This window comes from Henriciella aquimarina, assembly GCF_002088975.1.
Taxonomy (GTDB): domain Bacteria; phylum Pseudomonadota; class Alphaproteobacteria; order Caulobacterales; family Hyphomonadaceae; genus Henriciella; species Henriciella aquimarina.
This window is the reverse complement of the sequence record NZ_NCST01000012.1, coordinates 17,733-39,340: the sequence shown is the minus strand read 5'-3', so window position 1 is coordinate 39,340 and position 21,608 is coordinate 17,733. Positions and strand designations below refer to the sequence as shown.

Below are 21,608 nucleotides of genomic sequence, written 5' to 3'. Positions count from 1 at the left end.
AGGGATGTTGCTTCTGATATAAATAGATGTTTATATGATAATATGACTGCAGCGCCAGAAACCATTGTGGATGCCTTGCGGGCGGCCGGTGAGCCGACACGCCTGCGCATCCTTGCGCTGCTGCGCCATGGCGACCTTGCCGTCGGCGAACTTGTGACGGTTCTGGGCCAGAGCCAGCCGCGCCTGTCGCACCACCTGAAAGCGCTGACCTCGGCCGGGCTGACCGAACGCCTGCCGGAAGGCGCCTGGGTCTTCTACCGCCTGCCCACCTCCGGCTGGGCGCGGGCCCTGCTCAATAGCATTTTCGAACAGATCGACCAGACAAAAGGCGACTTTCCGGCCGATCTCGACCGCCTCGAAGCCGTCCGCCAATCGAGGCAGGTCTCGGCGGAAGCCTATTTCAGCTCGGTTGCCCCGGAATGGGACCGCATTCGCGCCATGCACTATCCCGAAGACCTGATCGAGGCCGCCATCCTGAAGCTGGCCGGCCCCGGGCCGTTCCACCGGGTGGTCGACTTCGGCACCGGCACGGGCCGCATGCTGGCGCTGCTTGGCGCGCGCGCACAGGAATCGGAGGGCCTCGACCTCTCCCACCAGATGCTGACGCTGGCGCGCTCCAACCTGGCCGAGGCCGGGCTGACGCATTCGCGCGTGCGCCAGGGCGACGTCACCGCGACGCCCTTCCCCTCGTCCAGCGCCGACATCGTCATCGTCCACCAGGTGCTGCATTATCTGGAGGAGCCCGAGCGCGTCCTCTCCGAAGCCAGCCGCGTGCTGATGCCCGGCGGCCAGCTTATCGTGGTCGACTTCGCCCAGCATGATCACGAATTCATGCGCGAGGAATTCGGCCATCACCGTCTCGGTATCCGCAACGACAATATGAGGAACTGGGCCGAACATGCCGGCCTGGTCCTCGAAGAACCACTTCGTTTTGACCCGCCCAAAGATCTTGAAGCCGGCATCGCCGTTCTCATCTGGAGCGGGCGCAAACCTGCAAACAAAAAGGAGGTTGCCGCATGAGCGACCTGGCGATTGCAACACGTCAGACAGAAGACACCACCCCGCAGGTGTCGTTTGAATTCTTCCCGCCCAAGAACGAGAAGATGACGGAGAAGCTATGGGAATGCGTCAAACGCCTGGAACCCATGTCGCCGCACTTCGTCTCCGTGACCTATGGCGCGGGCGGCTCCACGCGCACGCGCACTTATGAAACGGTCAAGCGGATCGCACAGGAAACGACCCTGACGCCGGCGGCCCACCTGACCTGTGTGGGCGCCCCGCGCGAGGAAGTCCTGCAGACGGCCGATGACTATTACGAGGCCGGTGTCCGCCACATCGTCGCCCTGCGCGGCGATGCGCCCCAGGAGGAAGACTTCGCGCAGCCGGAAGGCCGCTATACCAATGTTGTCGACCTTGTCAGCGACCTGCGCGCCCATCGGCCTGACCTCGGCAAGGTGTTCGAAATCTCGGTCGCCTGCTATCCGGAGCCGCACCCGGATTCACGCGGCTGGGAAGCCGACCTCGCCCACCTCAAGGCCAAGCAGGATGCAGGCGCCGACCGGGCCATCACGCAATTCTTCTTCGAGCCGGACGTCTATTTCGACTTTGTCGACAAGGCCCGCGCGGCCGGCATCACCATCCCGCTGGTGCCCGGCATCATGCTGCAATCGAACTTCAACGGCCTCAAGAACTTCGCCAAGATGTGCGGCGCAAGCCTGCCGGACTGGCTGCACCAGCTCTATGAGGGCCTGGACGACGACCCGGCGACGCGCGACCTGATCACCGCAAACGTCGCCGCCGAGCTTTGCCACAAGCTCGCCGATGGCGGCGTCAACCAGTTCCACTTCTATACGCTCAACAAGGCGAACCTCGCCTTGTCCACGTGCCACCTGCTGGGCCTGAAGCCCGCACAAGCGGAGGCTGCCTGATATGTCGAGACAAGACCTGATTTCCCAACTCGAAACCAAGGCGAAGGAAGAGATCCTCATCCTCGATGGCGCCATGGGGACGATGCTCCAGAAGTATGACTTCTCCGAGGAGCAGTTCCGCGGCGACCGTTTCGTCGACTGGGAGAGCCCGGTAAAGGGGAATAACGACCTCCTGAACCTCACCCAGCCGGACGCCGTCACCAAGGTGCACGAGCAATTCATCGAGGCCGGCGCCGACCTGATCGAGACGAACACGTTCAGTGCCACCGTCATCGGCCAGGCCGACTACAACATGCAGGACCTCGCCCCGGAAATCGCCGAGGAGGGCGTGAAATGCGCCCGCAAGGCGGCCGACAAGGCCGGCCGGCCGGTCGGCGTGCTCGGTGCCATCGGGCCGACGAACAAGACGCTGTCGCTGTCGCCGGACGTCAACAATCCCGGCTACCGCGAAGTGACCTTCGACGATGTCCGCGAGGCCTATCTGCAGCAGGCCAAGGCCATGGCGCCGCATATCGACTTCTTCCTGATCGAGACGATCTTCGACACGCTGAACGCCAAGGCCGCCATCAAGGCGCTGATGGACCTGCGCGCCGAGACCGGCGAGGAAATCCCGGTCATCATCTCCGGCACGATCACAGACGCCTCCGGCCGCACGCTATCGGGCCAGACTGCGGAAGCCTTCTGGTATTCGATCCGCCACGCCAAGCCGTGGGCTGTCGGCCTCAACTGCGCGCTCGGCGCGAAAATGATGCGCCCGCACATCGCGGCCATTTCCAAGATCGCGGACACGCGCGTCATTTCCTATCCGAATGCCGGCCTGCCGAACGAGTTCGGCGAGTATGACGAACTACCGGAACAGACCGCGTCTCAGCTCGAGGAGTGGGCGAAGTCCGGCCTGGTCAACATCCTTGGCGGCTGCTGCGGGACGACCCCGCCGCACATCGCCGCCATCGCCAAGGCCGTGAAGGGCAAGCCGCCGCGCCAGATTCCGGAACCGCCTCGCGCGATGCGGCTGTCGGGGCTAGAACCCTTCCAGCTCGCCAGCTGAGGAGGTTTCCATGGGCAAGACGTATGACAGGCTCGATGACAAGCTCATCGACTTCATCAAGGCACAGAAAATGTTCTTCGTCGCGACAGCGCCGCTGTCGGGCGACGGGCATGTGAACGTCTCGCCCAAAGGCTATGACAGCTTCGCGGTGATCGATGACACGACTGTCGCCTGGCTCGACCTTGGCGGCTCGGGCATCGAAACCATGGCCCATCTGAAAGAGAATGGGCGGATCACCATCATGTTCTGCGCCTTTGAGGGGCGGGCGAACATCCTGCGCCTCTATGGCCAGGGCGAAGCCGTCCAGTTCGACGATCCGCGCTTTGCTGACCTGCTCGCGCTGTTCCCCGATTTCGAGAAGGCCCGCGCCATCGTGAAGGTCAAGCTGGACCGTATCTCGGACAGCTGCGGCTGGGGCGTGCCCTTCTATGACTTCAAGGGCCAGCGCGACCAGCTCAAGCGCACCTGGGACCACGCCTATGAAAAGCATGGCGATGCGGTCGACCAGGAATTCTATACCTCGAACGCCGAGAGCATTGACGGGCTGGAAGGCATGACACCGCCCGGAAAGGCTTCATGATCGCACCGCCTGTCTCCTCCGGCAACCGCTTCATCTTTTACGGCCTCCTCAAACAGGGGGCCGCCGGCGCGCCTGCGCACCTGGATTTTCCGCGCCATGGCGAATTTCTCGGCCCCCGCCGCTTTGCGGGCCGGATGCTCGACCTTGGCGGCTTTCCCGGTGTCGTGCCTGGCGAGGGGGCCTGCCACGGCGTGCTCTACCGCCTCGACAACGCCGCGCTCGCGCCAGAGATGGACGCATTTGAAGACATCAAGCCGGACGATCCGGAAGGCTCGCTTTACCGGCGCGAAAAGACAGACATCATCGACGATTCCGGCCGCCCCACCGGCGAGACGGCCTGGATCTACATCTACAACCAATCCACCAATGGCTACCCTGTCCTCGAAGACGGCAACTGGCCCCTTGAGAAAGGACGCCCGCGCAAATGACTGAAAACACTGCCTCACAAGTCTTTATCAATATCGGTGAACGCACGAACGTCACCGGCTCGGCGAAATTCCGCAATCTCATCAAGGCGGGTGATTACGACACCGCCCTCGATGTCGCGCGCCAGCAGGTCGAAAACGGCGCCCAGATCATCGACGTGAACATGGATGAGGGCATGCTGGACGGCGTCGAGGCGATGACGACCTTCCTCAACCTCATCGCAGCCGAACCCGATATTTCCCGCGTGCCGATCATGATCGACTCCTCCAAGTGGGAAGTCATCGAAGCCGGCCTCAAATGCGTGCAGGGCAAGGCCATCGTGAACTCCATCTCGCTGAAGGAAGGCGAGGAGCAGTTCTTCGAGCAGGCTCGCAAGATCCAGTCCTATGGCGCGGCCACCGTCGTCATGGCCTTCGACGAGGAAGGCCAGGCCGACACCGCCGAGCGCAAGATCGAGATCTGTACGCGTGCCTACAAGCTGCTGACAGAGAAGCTCGATTTTCCGCCGGAAGACATCGTCTTCGACCCGAACATCTTCGCTGTCGCGACCGGCATCGAGGAGCACAACAATTACGCCGTCGACTTCATCGAGGCGTGCAAGGCCATCCGGGCCAACCTGCCGCACTGCCATATCTCCGGCGGCCTCTCGAACGTGTCGTTCTCTTTCCGCGGCAACGAGATCGTGCGCCGGGCGATGCACTCGGTCTTCCTGTATCACGCCATTCCGGCCGGCCTCGACATGGCCATCGTCAATGCCGGCCAGCTCGACATCTATGACAATATCGACCCGGAGCTGCGCGAGGCTGTCGAGGACGTGATCCTCAACCGCCGCGACGACGCGACCGAGCGCCTGCTCGACCTCGCGGAGCAGTATCGCGGCCAGAAGGGCGAGGTCAAAAAGAAGGATATGAGCTGGCGCGAGCAGCCGGTCGAGAAGCGTCTCGAACATGCGCTCGTGCACGGCATTACCGAGTTCGTCGTCGAGGACACCGAGGAATGCCGCCAGCGCGCCGAGCGCCCGCTGCACGTCATCGAAGGCCCGCTCATGGACGGGATGAACGTCGTCGGCGACCTGTTCGGCGCCGGCAAGATGTTCCTGCCGCAGGTGGTAAAATCCGCCCGCGTCATGAAGGCCGCCGTGGCCCACCTCACCCCCTTCATCGAGGAGGAGCAGAAAGAGCTCGGCCTCGACAAGGTCTCGAACGGCAAGGTCGTGCTCGCCACGGTGAAAGGCGACGTCCACGATATCGGCAAGAACATTGTCAGCGTTGTGCTCGGCTGTAATGGCTACGACATCATCGACCTGGGCGTCATGGTCCCGGCCGAGAAGATCCTGGAGACCGCCATCGAGGAAAACGCCGACATGATCGGCCTCTCCGGCCTGATCACGCCGTCGCTCGACGAGATGGTCTTTGTCGCCGCCGAGATGCAGCGCCAGAACATCCACCTGCCGCTGCTGATCGGGGGCGCGACGACATCGCCGGCCCACACAGCCGTCAAGATCGACCCGGCCTTCCCGGCCGCGCCCGTCATCCATGTCAGCGACGCCAGCCGCGCGGTCGGCGTGGTCAGCGCCATGATGAACAGCGAAGAGCGCGAGACGATGTGGGGCACCACCAAGGCGCGCTATGACCGTATCCGCGAAAGCCGCTCCGGCGGCCCGCCGACGCCGCGCCTGCCGATCGAGGAAGCCCGTCAGAAGGACTTCAAGTCGACCGAGCCGTCCGCTCCGGCGCCGAGCTTCACCGGCGTGAAGACCTTCGAGGACTTCGACCTCAACGAGCTGAAGGAATATATCGACTGGACGCCCTACTTCATGAGCTGGGACCTTGCCGGGCGCTATCCGCAAATCCTTGAGGACGAGAAAGTTGGCGAGGCCGCATCAGACCTCTGGCGCGATACTCAGACCATGCTGCAGCGCCTGCTGGGCGAGGCCTGGTTCAAGCCGAAAGCCGTCATCGGCTTCTGGGGCGCGGAGCGCACCGGCGACGACATCAAGCTGGAGACCGGCGACACGCTGCACACGATCCGCCAGCAGATGGTGAAGAACAATGAGAAGCCGAACTTCGCCCTGGCCGACTTCCTCGCCGAGAGCGACGATCATATCGGCGCCTTCTGCGTGACCGCCGGGCCTGAAGCCGACGAAATCTCGAAGAAGTTCAAGGAAGACGGCGACGACTATTCCGGCATCATGGTGCAGGCGCTCGCCGACCGCTTCGCCGAGGCGATGGCCGAATACATGCACGAAAAGGTCCGCAAGGAGCTCTGGGGCTATGCCTCCGACGAAACGCTCGAGAATGACGAGCTCATCAAGGAGAAGTATCAGGGTATCCGGCCGGCGCCGGGCTATCCGGCCCAGCCCGACCACACCGAGAAAGAGACCATCTTCAAGCTGCTCGACGCCGAGAAGAATATCGGCGTGTCGCTGACGACGAGCTTCGCGATGAGCCCGGCCCCGTCGGTCTCCGGCCTCTATTTCGCTCATCCCGACAGCGCCTATTTCGCCGTCGGCCGCATCGAGCGCGACCAGGTCGAGGACTATGCCAGGCGCAAGGGCTGGGACACGCGCACAGCCGAACGCTGGCTCGCCCCGATCCTCAACTACGACCCGTTCGCGGTCAGCACGGACGAGGCGGCCTGAGCGCGCTTGCTGCCACATGAAATGGGCCCCATCCCCGCGCTCAAGGGATGGGGCCTTTTTTATTGGCGCGGCTTCCTGCCAAACCTGTCAAAAGCCCGCCGGCGCGGTCTGGTCTTCACGCCCCCGCCCTGTTACGAGCCCGGCGAAACCGCCGGCCCGGCTGGCGGCCCTTTCCGGCAATCTATGGGACATGAGCGAGCCTTCCCGTGACTGAGAAAACGACCCCCTATCCGGTTCTCGCCTGCATCCTGATCGTGCTGGGCACCGTGCTCTCAATTGCCGGCATCGACCTCGTCCTGCCGGCCATCCCGACCCTGCACGAAGCCCTGCCGGGCAGCGAGGAAGCCGCCCAGCTCGTCATCGCCTGCTTTGTCGCTGGATCGGCCGCGGGCCTTCTGCTGTTCGGCATGCTGGGTGAGCGTTATGGCCGGCGCCGCTGTCTCGTCTATGCGCTGCTCGTCTACGGCGTGCTCTCGGGCATCGCGACGCTGTCGCCGGATATGTGGACGCTGCTGGGCGTGCGCTTCTTCCAGGGCCTCGCCTCGGCCGCCCCGGCGGTCTTCGCCCCCGGCATCATCCGCGCGCTCTTTTCCGAACAGGGCGCGACCCGGGCCATTGGCGTACTGTCGAGCATCGAGAGCTTGACCCCGGCCGGCGCGCCGGTCATCGGGCTCTGGCTGGTCCAGCAGGGCGGCTGGAAACTGCCCTTCTTCGTCACCGCCGGGCTGGCGGTCATTCTGTCGGTGGTCTTCATGGCCTGGGGCGGCATCCTGCCGCCCTCGAAGGACCAGGCCCGGCAGAAAGGCTCCTATTGGCGCCTCATCGCCTCACCGGTCTTCCTGCGCTATGGCCTCAGCCATGCGCTTGTCGTCGGCGGCCTGCTGGCCTTCGTGTTCGGCGCCCCGGCCGTCATCGTGAATGGCATGGGCGGGACGATGATGCACTTCATCACCATGCAGGTGGTCGGCATTACCTGCTTCATTATCGCCTCGAACATCACCGGCAATTTCGTCAAGCGCTTCGGCCCGGAACCGATGATCACCTTCGGCACGGCCATGGCGGCCATCGGCGCAGGGCTCGTGCTGCTCTTCGCGCTGTTCGGCAATGGAGACCCGATCTGGCTCGCCCCGCTCTTCGTGCTGGTGAATGCGGGCCTCGGCTTTCGCGGGCCGCCCGGCTTCCTGCGCGCCATCATGGCCGGCCAGGGCGACGACGACCGCGCCTCCTCGCTCACCATCCTCTGGATCTTCGGCATTGCCGCGCTCGGCACGGCAGCCGTCTCGCCCTTCATCGAGGACGGACTCGTCCCGCTGGCCATCGCCGGCGCGGGCCTGCAGGGCGCGGCGATGCTGTGCCTCGTCCTGCTTCCCCGACTGCAACCGGCAGAGATAACGGCCTGAGGCTTACGTCCCTTCGCCGATCTTGTCCTGCGTCTTCGTGTCGAAGTCGCTGGCGTCGTGGCGTTCGTGCAGCTGCGAGGACGGCTCGCCGAAGACGCGGTTGACCATGCGCCCGCGCTGGACAGGCTCGCGCTTGCCGAGCTGGTCGGTCCAGCGGATCACATTCGTGTATTCGTGGACCTGCAGGAACTCGCCGGCCTCATAGATCAGCCCCTTCGCCAGGGCGCCATACCAGGGCCAGATCGCCATGTCGGCGATGGAATACTCGTCGCCGGCCATGAACTCGTTCTCGGCCAGGTGCCGGTTGAGCACGTCCATCTGGCGCTTGGCTTCCATGGCATAGCGGTTGATCGGATATTCGAGCTTCACCGGCGCATAGGCGTAGAAGTGGCCGAAGCCTCCGCCGAGGAAAGGCGCCGAGCCCATCTGCCACATCAGCCAGCTGATCGCCTCGGTGCGCTTCACATGGTCGGTGGGCAGGAAGGCGCCAAACTTCTCCGCGAGGTAAAGCAGGATCGAGCCGCTCTCGAAAACCCGCGTCGGCGGATTGGTCGTATGATCCATGAGCGCCGGGATCTTGGAGTTCGGATTGGCCGAGACGAAGCCCGAGCTGAACTGGTCGCCCTCGCCGATATTGATCAGCCAGGCATCATATTCGGCACCCTTGTGACCGGCCGCCAGCAGCTCCTCGAACATGATGGTGACCTTCACCCCGTTCGGCGTGCCGAGCGAGTAGAGCTGGAAGGGATGCTTGCCGACCGGGAGGTCTTTCTCGTGCGTCGGCCCGGCGATCGGCCGATTGATATTGGCGAAACGCCCGCCGCCTTCCTTGTTCCAGGTCCAGACTTTCGGGGGCTGATACTCTTGGTCGCTCATGAGGGGTCCGTCCTTGTTTGATCTATCTCATTCTTGCCCCAAGAGAGGTAAGGGCCGGCGAGGCATCTTCAATTGCATCAAGGCTTTGTGAGCGGACGGTTCAGTTTTTCTCAGCCTCGAGAATGGCGGCGAGCCCCTCGCGATAGGTCGGATAGCGCGGGCGCCAGCCGGTTGCCTGCTTCAGCCGGGCATTCGAAACACGCTTGCACTCGGAATAGAAACTCTTCGCCATCTGGCTGACATCGGCCTCATCGAGATCGACCGCGACCGGCGCGGCTAGGCCAAGCAGGCGGGCCGCGAAGGCGGTGACATCCTGCGGGGGCGCGGCCTCCTCGTCGCAGAGATTGAAAACCCCGCTCAACTCCGGGCGCTCGATCAGGGCGAAGAGCCCCGCCGCCAGGTCATCGACATGGATGCGCGAGAAGACCTGGCCGGGCTTCACAGGCTGTTCCTCGCGTCCGCCGCGCACCTTGTCGAGCTGGGAGCGGCCGGGCCCGTAAATCCCCGGCAGGCGCACGAGCCGGGCGTCGGCACGCACTGACAACCACTGGCGCTCGGCCTCAGCGCGGCGTTCCCCGCGGGCCGTGCCGGGTTTGGCCGGGCTCCACTCGAACGCCCAGCCGCCCGCAAGGTCGCCATAGACGCCAGTGGTCGAGAGATAGGTGATGGAGGCCGCCTCATCCGCATAAGCGCCGGCGAGCGCAAAGCCAGGACAGCCCTCTTCCTTCGGCGGCGTGGAGACGACCCAGTGGGCGTCTTTCCCGGCCTCGCGAATGGCGGCCGCATCCTCGACACGCACGGGCTCTATCCCGGCGGCCTCAAGCGTCTGCGCCTTCTCCGCGCTGCGCGCCGTTCCGGCCACCGTCCAGCCGCGCGCAAGGCAGAGCTGCGCCAGCCGGCTTGCCGAATAGCCCGGACCGATGAGAAAGAGCCTGCGTGACTGATCTGTCATTTGCGCACGTTAAACCCTGTCGAATAGGGTGTAATGTGTAGCGTTTTCGAGGGATTTCAAAGTATGAGCCTGCTCGCCATCACGCTCGCCGTCCTGCCGGTGAGCCAATCTGCCATTGCAGAAATCGAGAAGGCCGAACAAGCCCGCCTGAACGCGTGCATCGAACTCAGCCAGGAAGACCCCGACGAGGCGTATGAAGACAGCCTGCGTTGGCTCGGCGAAGGGGCGACGCCGCCGGCGCGCTACTGCAATGCCGTCGCCATTATCGGCAAGGGCAATTACAAGGAAGGCGCCGCCCGGCTCGAGGAACTCGCCAATGCGCCCGATGCCGGCGGCATGAAAGACCGCGCGCTCTACCTCGCCCAGTCCGGCAATGCCTGGCTGACCGCCGGCTATCCGGACGCCGCCGTCACCACGCTCACCAACGCCATCAAGCTCGCCCCCGAAGACGCCGATGTGCGCACCGACCGGGCGGCGGCCTATTTCTCGCTTGAGAAGTATGAGGAAGCCATCGAGGATCTCGACAAGAGCCTCAACATCTATCCCAACCAGGTCGACGCCCTGCAACTGCGCGCCCGCTCCTGGCTGAAGCTCGAAGAGCTGGACAAGGCCGAGGCTGACATGAACCGCGCCATGGTCATCGACGGCAAGAATATCGACACCCTCGTCCTGCGCGGCGATATCCGCGAGGCGAAACGTCTTGCCGGGGACGATTAGGCAGCGCTGGCATAGCCTTTTCGAGGGCCGTTTCCGGCGGGCCTGGTTTCTTCTCGCCTCGGCCGGGCTGAACATTCCGCTCTTCTGGATACTTGCCAACGTGCCGCGCGCGGCGCTCACCCCGCCGACACCGAGAGAGACCATCATTCCCGTCACGCTGGTGGAGCCGCCGGCGCCACCCCCGGCGCCTGAGCCCCCCGAGCCACCGCCGGAAGAGCCGCCCGCGCCGGAGGAGAAGTCCGCCCAGCCTGCTCCGCCGGAACCGGCGGCCTCACCTGCGCCAGAGGAAACGCCCCCACCTCCTGACGAGACATCGCCGGCAAAAGGCCTCACCTCCCCCGTCATTGCCGCCCCGGGAGAAACCGCCGACGCCGCCCCATCAGCCGGCGACGAGACCGCCTTTCCGGAGCTCGACTTCCCGATGCCCTCCACGCAGGAGGACAAGACAGTCACCGCCCTGCGCGCTTTCCGGTGCAATCAGTACGGCAAGGACCGGCCCGATTTCTGCTCTGACGAAGCCGATGCCATCGAGGCGCCTGCCCCGCCGGCCTTCGCCGAGGAGCCGGACATGGCGCCGAAGGAATGGGCGCGGTTCGCGCTTGAGCGCCCGGACCCGGCTGTCCAGCGGATCATCGCGGAAGGCTGCCCACCACAGGACGGCGTGATCCAGGATGTCTTCACGGGCTCGTCCAATCCGAACCTGCAGGGGGCGGCTGGCATGGTCGGCATGCTGGCCGGCGACAGCGGCTCCGGCCTGCGCTGCGACTAGTCCCTATTGCGCGTTCGCCTGCCGGGCCTTCCACTTTTCCGGCTCCAGCACGCAGTCATCGAGCCCTTCATTGGCGACCACGCGCATGCGCGCCTGCAGCGTCCCGGCGCGCTGGCGGACATAGTTGCCGGGCGGATCGACGCGCCATTCATTCGGGTTGGGCAGGACCGCCGCCAGAAGCGCAGCTTCATACTGGCTGAGGTCGGACGCCTGCTTGCCGAACCGCACCCGTGCGGCGGCTTCCGCCCCAAACACGCCGTCGCCCCATTCGATCGTGTTGAGATAATTCTCCATCACCCGGCGCTTGCCCCAGACGCCATCGATGAAGAGCGCAAACCAGGCCTCGCCCGCCTTGCGGGGATAGCCGCCGCCATTCCAGAAGAAGACATTCTTGGCCGTCTGCTGGGTGATGGTCGAGGCCCCCCGCAGGCGCCCGCCGGACTGGCGTTCGTCGAGGGCTTTCTGGACGGCCTGGAAGTCGATCCCGTTATGCTTGCAGAAGCGGGAATCCTCGGCCGCGATGACGGCGGTCACGAGATTGGGCGAGATGTCTTCCAGCGGGACGATGGAGCGGCGGAAATCCTCGCCGGCCAGGGTGCGCTGCGTCATCAGGATGCTGCCCGGCACCGGTACCCATTTCAGCGCCAGCGCATAGATATGGGCGACCACGAAGACGAGCGCGAGCAGCTTCACGATGCGCACCGCCCAGCGCAGCACCGGATGGCGCTGCCGCTGTCGTGTCTTCGGTTTTCGTCGGCCTAGTCTGGTTTCAGCGCCCATTCGGCCTTTACCCCCTCATCTGTCTCGCTGGCGGATCGCCGGTCCTTCTCGGCCTCAAAGCGGGCCAGATCAAGGCGCGAGAGCGCCCAGACAGCCGCCCCGCGCACAACCGGGTCTTCATCGTCCAGATGCGGGAGGACAGAGCCCTCGACCAGATCGGGCGCCGCGCTGTTGCCTATCGCTATAAGCACATTGCGCATGATCCGGTTCCGCCCGGTGCGCTTGACCGGGGAACCGGCGAACACCTCCCGGAAGGTGGCATCGTCCAGCGCGGCCAGCTCTTCCAGCTCCGGTAGTTTCAGCTCGGCGCGCGCCCAGAGCTTCTGCTCGGCAGAGGCTTCGGCGAACTTGTTCCACGGGCAGATGGCGAGGCAATCGTCGCAGCCATAGATGCGGTTGCCCATCGGCGCGCGGAATTCCGCCGGGATCGGCCCGTGATGCTCGATGGTGAGGTAGGAAATGCAGCGCCGGGCATCGAGCTCATAGGCCGACGGAAAGGCATTGGTCGGGCAGATATCGAGACAGGCTCGGCAGGAGCCGCAATGATCGGCCTCCGCCTCATCGGGCGTGAGGTCTGCCGCCGTGAGGACCGCACCGAGGAAGAGCCAGCTGCCATGCTCGCGGCTGACGAGATTGGTGTGCTTGCCCTGCCAGCCGAGCCCAGCCTTCTCCGCCAGCGGCTTTTCCATCAGTGGGGCGGTATCGACGAAGACCTTCACTTCCGAGCCGGAAACCTCCGCGAAGTCGCGGGCGAGCTGCTTCAGCTTCTTCTTGATAAGGTCGTGATAATCGGCCCCGCGCGCATAGACCGAGATATTGCCGTGACGGGTCTGCTCGAGGTTCAGCAGCGGGTCGGTCTCCGGCCCGTAATTCATCGCCAGCATCACCGCCGATTTCGCCTCCGGCCACATCGCGGTCGGTGCCTTCCGCCGCGCCAGCGTGGTTTCCATCCAGGCCATCTCGCCATGCCGGCCATTGACAACAAAGGCTTCCAGACGCTCGCCCGCCTGCCAGGGCTCATCGGCCCGGCAGATGCGGCAATCGGCAAAGCCGAGCCGCGCCGCCATCTCCTTCAGGCGGGTCTCGAGCGTCTCGGCTGGAGCGGTCATTCAGAAATCCAGGTCAGCGTAATGTCTTGCCGGCCGCGTCCCCTCGACCTTGTCGGCCAACAGCGGCCGAAAGCTGGGCCGCGACTTGATCCGGGCATACCAGTCCTTCAGGTCCGGCGTCAGGTCCCAGGGCACGTCGCCGAAATAGTCACACGCCGAGAGATGGGCGGCGACCGACAGGTCGGCAAGCGTCAGGCTGCGCCCGGCCATATAGGGCCGCATCTCGGCCAGCCCGTTGAGGAAGGTCATCTTGGATTTCAGCGCGTGCACGCCCTTGCGCAGCGCCTCGCTATCAGGCTGGCGCACGCGGCGGACCCACTGATTGACCCGCTCGGTGAGCAAGAGCGCATTCACTTCGGCGAAGCTGTCCTCGCTCCAGCGCCACAGGCGGCGGGCCTCGGCGCGCTCATTCGCGACGAAGGGCAGGAGCCGCGGGGTGGGATGCGCGGTTTCGAGATATTCGCAGATGGCATGCGTGCCGATAGCGGTGACTTTTTCTTCCGCCTCGGTATCGATCAGGACCGGCGCCCGTGCGCCCGGCGCCATGTCGGCCAGCACCTCCGGCTGCGCCCATGGCAGCGCCAGGATCAGCTCGGCACTACAGCGTTTTTCGCCGAGCATCAGACGCACGGTTCGCGCCAGGGGGTCTATAGGCCATTGCCAGAGCCGTTTCATATCGCTTCACTCATAAGGCTAGTTTACCCCCTTGACGAGGCCACCAGCAAAAGGATTTTGCGCAGCTTGGTGATCCATGCTTCATCAGGCCGCAATCAGTCTTCAGGAGAATCCGTCATGACGCTTAACAGGTTCAAAACGACCATCCTTGCCGGTGCAGCCGGACTGGCCCTGCTTGCAGCCTGTGGCCCCGGCGACACAGAGACCGGCCAGGAAACGGTCGACCCTGTGAAGCTCGAAACGCCGCCGGCCGGCCAGCTGCCGGAGACGGTCCAGCCAACAGCCTATACGCTCAATCTCGTCACCGACCCGGCCAAGGACAGCTTTACCGGCACCGTCGAGATCGGCCTGCGCCTGAACAAGCCGCATGCCCGGATCTGGCTGCACTCGCTCGACCAGACGATCGAGCGCGCCTTTGCCCGGCTTGAGGACGGCACCGAGATCGCCGGCACCTTCGAGGGTGGCCTCGCCGATGGCGGCGTCTCCAAGATCGACTTCGAGGAGCCGGTGCCCGCTGGTAATGCCACGCTCGTCATCGAGTACAGCGCGCCCTACAACACCGGGCTCGCCGGTCTCTACAAGGCGACACAGAAGGGCCGCCCCTATCTCGCCACGCAGATGGAGCCGATTGATGCGCGCCGCATGATGCCCTCCTTCGACGAGCCGCGCTTCAAGACGCCCTGGACGCTGACGGTGACCGCCCCGCAGGGCAATCAGGTCATCGCCAATGCGCCGCTGACCGGCACCAGCCAGCTCGACAATGGCATGGTGAAGCACAGCTTCGCGCCGACGCGGGCGATCCAGTCCTATCTCGTCGCGCTGGCCGTCGGCCCGTATGACATGCGCGAGGGCACGGCCATTCCGGCGAACACGCTGCGCGCGACGCCGATCCCGTTCCGCGGCTTCGCCCCCGCCGGCAAGGGCGACCAGCTGAAGACCGCGATGGACGCGACCGACGAGATGGTCACCTCGCAGGAATCCTACTTCAACTATCCCTACCCCTACGCCAAGCTCGACATCATCGCCGTGCCGGATTTTGCCTATGGCGCGATGGAGAATGCCGGCGCGATCATCTACCGCGAGAGCGCGCTTCTGATTAATGAGCGCACCCCGCTCGACCGGCGCCGCGGCGTGCTGACGACCCATGCCCACGAACTGGCGCACCAGTGGTTCGGCAATCTCGTCACCCCGGCCTGGTGGAACGACATCTGGCTGAACGAGGCGTTCGCCACCTGGATGAGCTACAAGACGATGGACGAGATCTATCCCGATCAGGGCTATGACCGCGCCGCCCAACGCGCCGGCATCAGCGCCATGAGCGAGGACAGCCTGAGGAATGCCCGCCAGGTGCGCAATCCGATCGAGAGCAATGCCGACATCAATGATGCCTTTGACAGCATCACCTACCGCAAGGGCGGGCACATCCTCTCCATGTTCGAGTCCTATCTCGGCAAGGAGGGCTTCCGCGAAGGCATCCGCCTGCACATGAAGCGCTATGAGGACGACGCTGCAGACGTCGACGATTTCATGCAGTCGGTGGCCGATGGTAGCGGCGACCAGGCCGTGGTCGAAAGCTTCCGCTCCTTCATCTTCCAGCCGGGCATCCCGTATCTCGAGGTCGAGACCGAATGCGAGGCGCCCGATGCCGGCCTCGTGCGCATCACCCAGCATCGCTATGCCCCGCTCGGCTCCGAGATTGATGCCGACGGTGCGAGCTGGCAGGTGCCGCTCTCCATCCGCATCAGCGGCGCCTCCGGCGATGTCACCGAGCGCCAGATGCTCACCGGCAAGACGACCGAGATCCCGCTGGACGGCCAGTGCGCCGACTGGGTGATGCCGAACGCCACCGGCGGCTATTGGCGCTTCTCCCTGTCGGATGAGAACTGGGCCGCGCTCACCGATAATTTCGAAGCCCTGAGCTCCGGCCAGCAGCTGGCCTTCATCGACAGCATCGCAGCCGCCTTCCGGGCTGGCGACGCCCCGGCGGGCGCCGTGCTTGATGCGCTCGAAGCTTCGGCCACGGCGGAATGGGATGTCGCCTCGCAATCCATCACCACCGCAGCCGGCTATTTCCACGCCCTGCCGGACGAGGAAAAGGACCTGATGAGCCAGTGGGCGCAGGAGACTTATGGCCCGGTCTATGATGCCCTCAAGGCACGCGAGGGCGACCTGTCCCAGGGCGAGCAGCTCCTGCTGACCAAGCTCTATTCCGGCCTGCTGGACATCGGCGAGATGCCGGACGAGCGCCAGGCGCTGGCCGACCGGGCCGCCGCCTTTGTCGGGGTCGAAGGCGAGCCGGCCCCCTCGGCCGTCGATGCCGACACGATCCGCCCGGCCATCAAATACGGCGCCAAGCTCGGCGGGCGCGACTTCTACGAAGCCGCCCTCGACTATGCCCGCAACAATGACAACCAGTATGAGCGCCGCGTCATCCTGCAGACCCTGGTGGCCAATGCCGGTGAAGGCGAAATGGCCGACCTGATGAAGGAAATGCAGGGCAGCGACTGGCAGGGCCAGGAGACCTGGTCGGTCATGCAGTCGGCGCTCGACAACGAAGCCAACCAGGACACCGCCTGGGAGATCTACAAGACGAGCTTCGACAATGTCATCGCCCGCACCCCGGAAATCCGCAAGCCGCAGACAGCGGGCGCCGTGGGCGCCTTCTGCACCGCCGAAAAGGTGGCCGAAGCGAAGGATTTCTTCGTCTCCAAGGGCGATCTGATCCCGGGCTATGAGCGCTCGCTGGCCCAGGCCGAGGAGCGCGGCAATCTCTGCGCGGCCTTCCGCGAAGAAAAAACCGGCGAGCTGGTCGAAACGCTCGGCGAACGCGAATAAGCTGACCCAAGGTCACCCTTCGCATATGCACAATGCGAAGGGTGATTGCCCGGCAATTTTTGTCGAGCTAGACCGCTGTCGTTCACTGAGCTTTAGGACCCTCCTATGCCGGATCATGCCCCAAGCCCTGAAAAGCCCGCGGGCGCCCTGCGGCTTGACGATATCTACAGCAGCTTCCACGAGAACGCCGAAGAAGAGAATCTGACCAGTCTCAGTTCGGCGGACGTCGATGCGCTGGCCGATTCGATTGCCGAATTCGCGGAGAGCTTTTCCGGCGGCGAGTCGATCACGCGCGTGCAGGATGCAAAGGGCGCGGACGGCCAGCCGCTCGGCACCTGCATTCTCGAAAGCATCAGCGTCGACAAGCCCTTCCTCGTGGACTCCCTGCTCGGCCTGTGTGCCGAATTCGGCTTCGAGGTCCGCGCGCTTTTCCACCCGATCCTGGAGACCGACCGCGGGGTCAAGCTCTCCCTGATCCAGCTGCATATCCCGGCTCTGAATGCGCAGGAATGCCGCCTGCTCAAGGAAGAGGCCGACGCCACGATGCGTGACGTCTCCATGGCTGTGCAGGATTTCGAGGGCATGCAGGCGCGCATGCAGGAGGCGATTGCCCGCGTCGAGGCCTCCAACCAGTGCGACGCCGACACGCGCGCCGAAGTGGTCGCCTTCCTGAACTGGCTGGTCGACGAACATTTCGTCTTCCTCGGCGTGCGCGACTATGAATTCGAGACCGCGCCGGACGGCACCGTGCTGCCGGAAGAGCCGCTCATGGTCGAGGGCTCCAATCTCGGCCTTCTGCGCGATGAGGACCGCAACGTCCTCAACCGCGGCAGCGAACCGCTGATGCTGACGCCGGAGATCGGCTCCTTCCTGTCGGAACCCAACCCGCTCATCGTCGCAAAATCGACCCTGAAGAGCCGGATCCACCGCCGCTCGCTGTGCGACTATATCGGCATCAAGCATTTCGACGAGACGGGCCGCGTCACCGGGGAGACCCGCTTCCTCGGCCTCTACACCGCCGAAGCCTATAATCAGAGTGTGCGTGAAGTGCCGCTGGTCCGCCGCCGGGTGGAAAAGGTGCTGGAGGCGACCGGCGCGATCGAAGGCAGCCACAATCACAAGGCGCTCAACAATATCCTGGAGACCTGGCCGCGCGACGAGCTGCTGCAGGCCGATGCCGAGACGCTCATCCCGCTGATCCGCGGGGCGCTGCATCTGGTCGGGCGCCCGCGCACGCGCCTGTTCGTGCGCCGCGACGATTTCAACCGTTTCATCTCCATCCTCGTTTTCGTGCCGCGCGAGGCCTATGACACCTCCGTCCGCTTGCGGATGAGCGATCACATCACCGAGGTGTTCAAGGGACGGCTGATCTCCTTCCAGCCCCGCTTCGATGCCTCGCCGCTGGCCCGCGTCTATCTGATGATCGAGCTGAGCGACGGCACCATCGAGCCGGACCTGAAGCAGCTCGAACAGGACATTGCCGAGATTGCACGCACCTGGGAGGATTCTTTCCGCCAGGTGCTGATGGAGGCCAACCAGCCGCAGGAAGACTTCGAACGCGCCAGCGGGTTCCGGGGCGCCTTCAATGCCGCCTATCGCGAGGCGTTCTCGCCGGAAGAGGCGCTGGTCGATGTCGAGGCGATGAGCAGCTTGGCCGTCGCCCGCCCGGTCCGCCTGCGGGCCTACCGCCACCCCGGCGACAGCGATGACATGGTGCGCGCCAAGATCTATTCGCGCAGCGGCTCCATCGCCCTTTCCGACTGTGTGCCCGTCTTCGAGAATATGGGCCTGTTCGTCGATTTCGAGACCGGCTACCCGGTCGCGCCCGATCCAAAACCCGTTAAGAACGGGCCGGAGACCTACTGGGTCCACGCCCTCAAGATGCGCACCGCCGACGGCGAAGCGCTCGACCTTGAGGAAACGGCCGCGCGCTTCGAGGACGCTTTTGTCGCCATCTGGCAGGGCCGCGCCGAAAACGACCGGTTCAACGGGCTCGTCTTCTCCGTCGGCGCCAGCTGGCGCGAAGCCGCGCTCTGCCGGGCGCTCTGTGCCTACCGCCACCAGACCGGCCTCGACCCGGCCCGCGGCACGCAGATCGAGGCGCTGAAACGCCACCCGCATCTGACGCGCGCCCTGCTCGACCTGTTCACCATCCGGTTCGACCCGGCGTCCGAGGCCGACGCCTCGGCCCGCCAGGCCGCCGCCCAGGACAAGCAGCGGCAAATCGAGACCCGGCTCAACGAAGTCTCCTCGCTGGACGAAGACCGCGTCATCCGCCGCCTCGCCCGGCTCATCATGGCGATCCAGCGCACCAATTTCTGGCAGCGCCAGACCGACGGCTCGCCCTATCCCTTCATCAGCTTCAAGATCGCCAGCCAGCAGATCACCGACCTGCCCGCGCCGAAGCCCTATCGCGAAATCTTCATGGCGAGCCCGGAAGTCGAGGGCGTGCACTGCCGGTTCGGCGCCGTCGCGCGCGGCGGGCTGCGCTGGTCGGACCGGCGGGACGATTTCCGCACCGAAGTGCTGGGGCTGGTGAAGGCCCAGCAGGTCAAGAATGCGGTCATTGTGCCCGTCGGCTCGAAGGGCGGCTTTTTCCCGAAACAGATCCCGGCCAATGCCACCCGCGAAGAGACCCGCGACGCCGGCATCTCGGCCTACCGCACCTTCATCAACGCCCTGCTCGACCTGACCGACAACCTTGTCGACGGGGCCGTGCACCACCCGGACAACACCGTGATCTGGGACGGCGACGACCCGTATCTCGTCGTGGCGGCCGACAAGGGCACGGCCACCTTCTCAGACATCGCCAACGAGATCAGCCTCGAGCATGGCTTCTGGCTGGGCGACGCCTTCGCGTCCGGCGGCTCGGCCGGCTACGATCACAAGAAGATGGGCATCACCGCGCGCGGCGCCTGGGAAGCGGTCAAGCGCCACTTCCGCGAAATGGGCAAGGACATCCAGACCGAGCCCTTCACCGTCATCGGCTGCGGCGACATGTCGGGCGACGTGTTCGGCAACGGCATGCTGCTGTCGAAGCAGATCCGGCTGGTGGCCGCCTTCAACCACATGCACATCTTCATCGACCCGGACCCGCAGGATCCCGAACGCCTCTGGGAAGAACGCCAGCGCATGTTCGAGCTGCCGCGCTCCTCCTGGATGGATTACGACCAGTCGCTGATTTCCAAAGGCGGCGGCATTTTCGAGCGCTCGGCGAAATCCATTCCGCTGTCGGACCCGATGAAGAAGCTAACCGGCCTGAACCAGGACGCAGCGACGCCCGACGAAGTGATCCATGCCCTGCTCAAGGCTGATTGCGAACTGCTCTGGTTCGGCGGCATCGGCACTTATGTGAAGGCCACCGGTGAAACCCAGGGCGATGCCGGCGACCGCGCCAACGACTCCATCCGCGTGAATGGCCGGGCGCTGCGAGCGAAAGTGGTCGGCGAAGGCGCCAATCTCGGCCTGACCCAGGCCGGGCGCATCGAATTCGCCCTGCGCGGCGGGCGCATCAACAGCGACGCCATCGACAATTCCGCCGGCGTCGACAGCTCCGACCACGAGGTGAACATCAAGATCCTGTGCTCGGAAGCGATCCGGCTGGGCAGCCTCCTGCACGGCCATCGCAACCCGCTACTCGCCTCGATGACGGACGAGGTTGCCGAGCATGTCCTGGCACACAATTACAGCCAGACCGGCGCGCTGACGCTCGCGGTCTCCACCGCCGAGCGCGATCATGAGGCCAATGAGCGGCTGATGAGCTATCTCGAAGAGCGCGGCGTGCTTGATCGCGATGTCGAGGGCCTGCCGCACAGCTCGGAGATGCAGGAGCGCGCCGGCGCCGGACAATGGCTCACCCGGCCGGAGCTCGCCGTGCTGATGGCCTGGTCGAAAATCACGCTGTTTGACGATCTGGTCGGCTCGGATGTGCCTGATGACCCGTGGTTCGCAGAGACCCTGAAAGCCTACTTCCCCGAGCAGCTGCACACTTATGACGACGCCATGCAGGCCCACCGCCTGAAGCGCGAAATCATTGCCACGGTGCTCGCCAACCGGCTGATCGATGCCGGCGGGCCGCTGATGCTGCTGCGCCTGAACGAGCGCACGCATGCCTCGAACGCCGACATCTGCCGCGCTTTCGAGGCCGCGCGTGTCCTGCTGGACCTGCCGGCCTTCACCGAGGCCGTCGATGCCATGGACAACAAGGCACCGGCCCATACGCAGACGGCGCTTCACCAGCTCGCCGCCGATGCGGTGATGGATATCTCGGCAGCCCTGCTGCGTCAGTCGCGCGACATGACCGTCGGCGAAGCCGTCAAACGCTTCGAGCCGGCCTTCAAGACGCTGGACAAGCAGCTCGGCAAGGCCCTTAACGGCTTCGAGGCCACACAGCTGCGCAAGCGCACAGAGAGCCTCGCCCAGTCCGGCATTGCCAGCAAGCTCGCCGACCGGGCCGCCCTGATGCCGCTCTTGCCCATTGGCGTGGATCTGCAGACGCTGGCCGAACGCAGCAAGCAGCCGGCCGACGAGGCGCTGGCGATCTATCTCAAGCTCGGCGAAACGCTCCGGCTCGACCGCCTGCGCTCCGATGCCAGCCGCAGCATTGACGATGCCACCTATTGGGAACGGCTGGCGACCCGCCGGCTGATCGAGGATTTGCGCCGCCACCAGGCTGATGCAGCGGCCGACGCGCTCGCCACCGGCGATCCGCAGGCCTGGCTGGCCAGCCGCGAGTCCGAGCGCAAGGCGCTGATCCAGCAGCTCAACACGCTGTCTTCCTCGAAGGCGAACTTCGCGCAGTTCACGCTGGCGGCCGATGCTGTGCGCAGCTTCATGACCGGCGGGGCCTGAAACCGGGCCTCGTCGCTACAC

16 protein-coding genes are annotated in these 21,608 nt (G+C 64.9%); 11 read left to right on the top strand and 5 right to left on the bottom strand.

What is annotated here, in order from left to right:
* Positions 1-42: 42 nt before the first annotated feature.
* From B8784_RS01215 to B8784_RS01185, 7 genes are all read left to right on the top strand, one after another.
* The gene (locus B8784_RS01215; protein ID WP_084395801.1) at positions 43-1,020 is read left to right on the top strand and encodes an ArsR/SmtB family transcription factor; all 978 of its coding nucleotides are present in this window, start codon (positions 43-45) and stop codon (positions 1,018-1,020) included.
* Positions 1,017-1,928 (top strand): methylenetetrahydrofolate reductase [NAD(P)H], encoded by a 912-nt coding sequence (gene metF / locus B8784_RS01210; RefSeq protein WP_084395800.1) that lies wholly within the window; start codon positions 1,017-1,019, stop codon positions 1,926-1,928. The genes B8784_RS01215 and metF overlap by 4 nt, the downstream gene beginning before the upstream one ends.
* A gap of 1 nt (position 1,929) precedes the next feature.
* The gene (locus B8784_RS01205) at positions 1,930-2,976 is read left to right on the top strand and encodes a homocysteine S-methyltransferase family protein (protein WP_084395799.1); all 1,047 of its coding nucleotides are present in this window, start codon (positions 1,930-1,932) and stop codon (positions 2,974-2,976) included.
* A gap of 10 nt (positions 2,977-2,986) precedes the next feature.
* Complete coding sequence (locus tag B8784_RS01200) at positions 2,987-3,556, top strand: pyridoxamine 5'-phosphate oxidase family protein (RefSeq protein ID WP_084395798.1); 570 nt, start codon at positions 2,987-2,989, stop codon at positions 3,554-3,556.
* Positions 3,553-3,984 (top strand): gamma-glutamylcyclotransferase family protein, encoded by a 432-nt coding sequence (locus B8784_RS01195; RefSeq protein ID WP_084395797.1) that lies wholly within the window; start codon positions 3,553-3,555, stop codon positions 3,982-3,984. The genes B8784_RS01200 and B8784_RS01195 overlap by 4 nt, the downstream gene beginning before the upstream one ends.
* The gene (gene metH, locus B8784_RS01190) at positions 3,981-6,623 is read left to right on the top strand and encodes a methionine synthase (protein ID WP_084395796.1); all 2,643 of its coding nucleotides are present in this window, start codon (positions 3,981-3,983) and stop codon (positions 6,621-6,623) included. The genes B8784_RS01195 and metH overlap by 4 nt, the downstream gene beginning before the upstream one ends.
* Before the next feature lie 206 nt (positions 6,624-6,829).
* The gene (locus tag B8784_RS01185; protein WP_084395795.1) at positions 6,830-8,023 is read left to right on the top strand and encodes an MFS transporter; all 1,194 of its coding nucleotides are present in this window, start codon (positions 6,830-6,832) and stop codon (positions 8,021-8,023) included.
* Between the two features lie 3 nt (positions 8,024-8,026).
* Here the strand turns inward: B8784_RS01185 and yghU are convergent, their stop codons facing one another.
* Positions 8,027-8,899: a glutathione-dependent disulfide-bond oxidoreductase gene (gene yghU / locus B8784_RS01180; RefSeq protein ID WP_084395794.1), complete on the bottom strand. Its 873-nt coding sequence runs from the start codon at positions 8,897-8,899 to the stop codon at positions 8,027-8,029.
* 100 nt (positions 8,900-8,999) lie between these two features.
* Entirely contained in the window at positions 9,000-9,851 is an 852-nt protein-coding gene (locus B8784_RS01175) for an SDR family oxidoreductase (protein WP_084395793.1), read from the bottom strand.
* A gap of 63 nt (positions 9,852-9,914) precedes the next feature.
* Between B8784_RS01175 and B8784_RS01170 the strand changes: the two genes are divergently transcribed.
* Entirely contained in the window at positions 9,915-10,568 is a 654-nt protein-coding gene (locus B8784_RS01170) for a tetratricopeptide repeat protein (RefSeq protein ID WP_158085537.1), read from the top strand.
* Complete coding sequence (locus tag B8784_RS01165; RefSeq protein ID WP_084395791.1) at positions 10,552-11,337, top strand: hypothetical protein; 786 nt, start codon at positions 10,552-10,554, stop codon at positions 11,335-11,337. Before B8784_RS01170 ends, B8784_RS01165 begins: the two co-directional genes overlap by 17 nt.
* Positions 11,338-11,340: 3 nt before the next feature.
* Here B8784_RS01165 and mtgA read toward each other — a convergent pair whose 3' ends face one another.
* Genes mtgA through B8784_RS01150 form a run of 3 tightly spaced genes read right to left on the bottom strand, consistent with a single transcriptional unit; the run spans position 11,341 to position 13,901 of the window.
* A complete protein-coding gene (gene mtgA / locus B8784_RS01160; protein WP_084395790.1) occupies positions 11,341-12,117 on the bottom strand; it encodes a monofunctional biosynthetic peptidoglycan transglycosylase in 777 nt (258 codons plus the stop codon).
* Entirely contained in the window at positions 12,096-13,226 is a 1,131-nt protein-coding gene (queG, locus tag B8784_RS01155) for a tRNA epoxyqueuosine(34) reductase QueG (protein ID WP_084395789.1), read from the bottom strand. Before queG ends, mtgA begins: the two co-directional genes overlap by 22 nt.
* Positions 13,227-13,901 carry a glutathione S-transferase family protein gene (locus B8784_RS01150; RefSeq protein WP_084395788.1) on the bottom strand — a complete coding sequence of 225 codons (675 nt, stop codon included), beginning with the start codon at positions 13,899-13,901 and terminating at the stop codon, positions 13,227-13,229.
* 117 nt (positions 13,902-14,018) lie between these two features.
* On the opposite strand from B8784_RS01150, the gene B8784_RS01145 reads away from it, so the two are divergent.
* Together B8784_RS01145 and B8784_RS01140 are read left to right on the top strand one after the other, a co-directional pair.
* Positions 14,019-16,736: a M1 family metallopeptidase gene (locus B8784_RS01145; protein ID WP_084395787.1), complete on the top strand. Its 2,718-nt coding sequence runs from the start codon at positions 14,019-14,021 to the stop codon at positions 16,734-16,736.
* Positions 16,737-16,841: 105 nt separating this feature from the next.
* On the top strand, positions 16,842-21,587 hold the full coding sequence (locus B8784_RS01140) for an NAD-glutamate dehydrogenase (RefSeq protein ID WP_084395786.1): 4,746 nt from the start codon (positions 16,842-16,844) through the stop codon (positions 21,585-21,587).
* Positions 21,588-21,608: the final 21 nt, after the last annotated feature.

Bases quoted from the DNA above. Each gene is read 5' to 3' on its own strand.
- B8784_RS01215 (WP_084395801.1), top strand. From the start codon at position 43: ATGACTGCAGCGCCAGAAACCATTGTGGATGCCTTGCGGGCGGCCGGT.
- metF (WP_084395800.1), top strand. From the start codon at position 1,017: ATGAGCGACCTGGCGATTGCAACACGTCAGACAGAAGACACCACCCCG.
- B8784_RS01205 (WP_084395799.1), top strand. From the start codon at position 1,930: ATGTCGAGACAAGACCTGATTTCCCAACTCGAAACCAAGGCGAAGGAA.
- B8784_RS01200 (WP_084395798.1), top strand. From the start codon at position 2,987: ATGGGCAAGACGTATGACAGGCTCGATGACAAGCTCATCGACTTCATC.
- B8784_RS01195 (WP_084395797.1), top strand. From the start codon at position 3,553: ATGATCGCACCGCCTGTCTCCTCCGGCAACCGCTTCATCTTTTACGGC.
- metH (WP_084395796.1), top strand. From the start codon at position 3,981: ATGACTGAAAACACTGCCTCACAAGTCTTTATCAATATCGGTGAACGC.
- yghU (WP_084395794.1), bottom strand. From the start codon at position 8,899: ATGAGCGACCAAGAGTATCAGCCCCCGAAAGTCTGGACCTGGAACAAG.
- B8784_RS01175 (WP_084395793.1), bottom strand. From the start codon at position 9,851: ATGACAGATCAGTCACGCAGGCTCTTTCTCATCGGTCCGGGCTATTCG.
- B8784_RS01170 (WP_158085537.1), top strand. From the start codon at position 9,915: ATGAGCCTGCTCGCCATCACGCTCGCCGTCCTGCCGGTGAGCCAATCT.
- mtgA (WP_084395790.1), bottom strand. From the start codon at position 12,117: ATGGGCGCTGAAACCAGACTAGGCCGACGAAAACCGAAGACACGACAG.
- queG (WP_084395789.1), bottom strand. From the start codon at position 13,226: ATGACCGCTCCAGCCGAGACGCTCGAGACCCGCCTGAAGGAGATGGCG.
- B8784_RS01150 (WP_084395788.1), bottom strand. From the start codon at position 13,901: ATGAAACGGCTCTGGCAATGGCCTATAGACCCCCTGGCGCGAACCGTG.
- B8784_RS01145 (WP_084395787.1), top strand. From the start codon at position 14,019: ATGACGCTTAACAGGTTCAAAACGACCATCCTTGCCGGTGCAGCCGGA.
- B8784_RS01140 (WP_084395786.1), top strand. From the start codon at position 16,842: ATGCCGGATCATGCCCCAAGCCCTGAAAAGCCCGCGGGCGCCCTGCGG.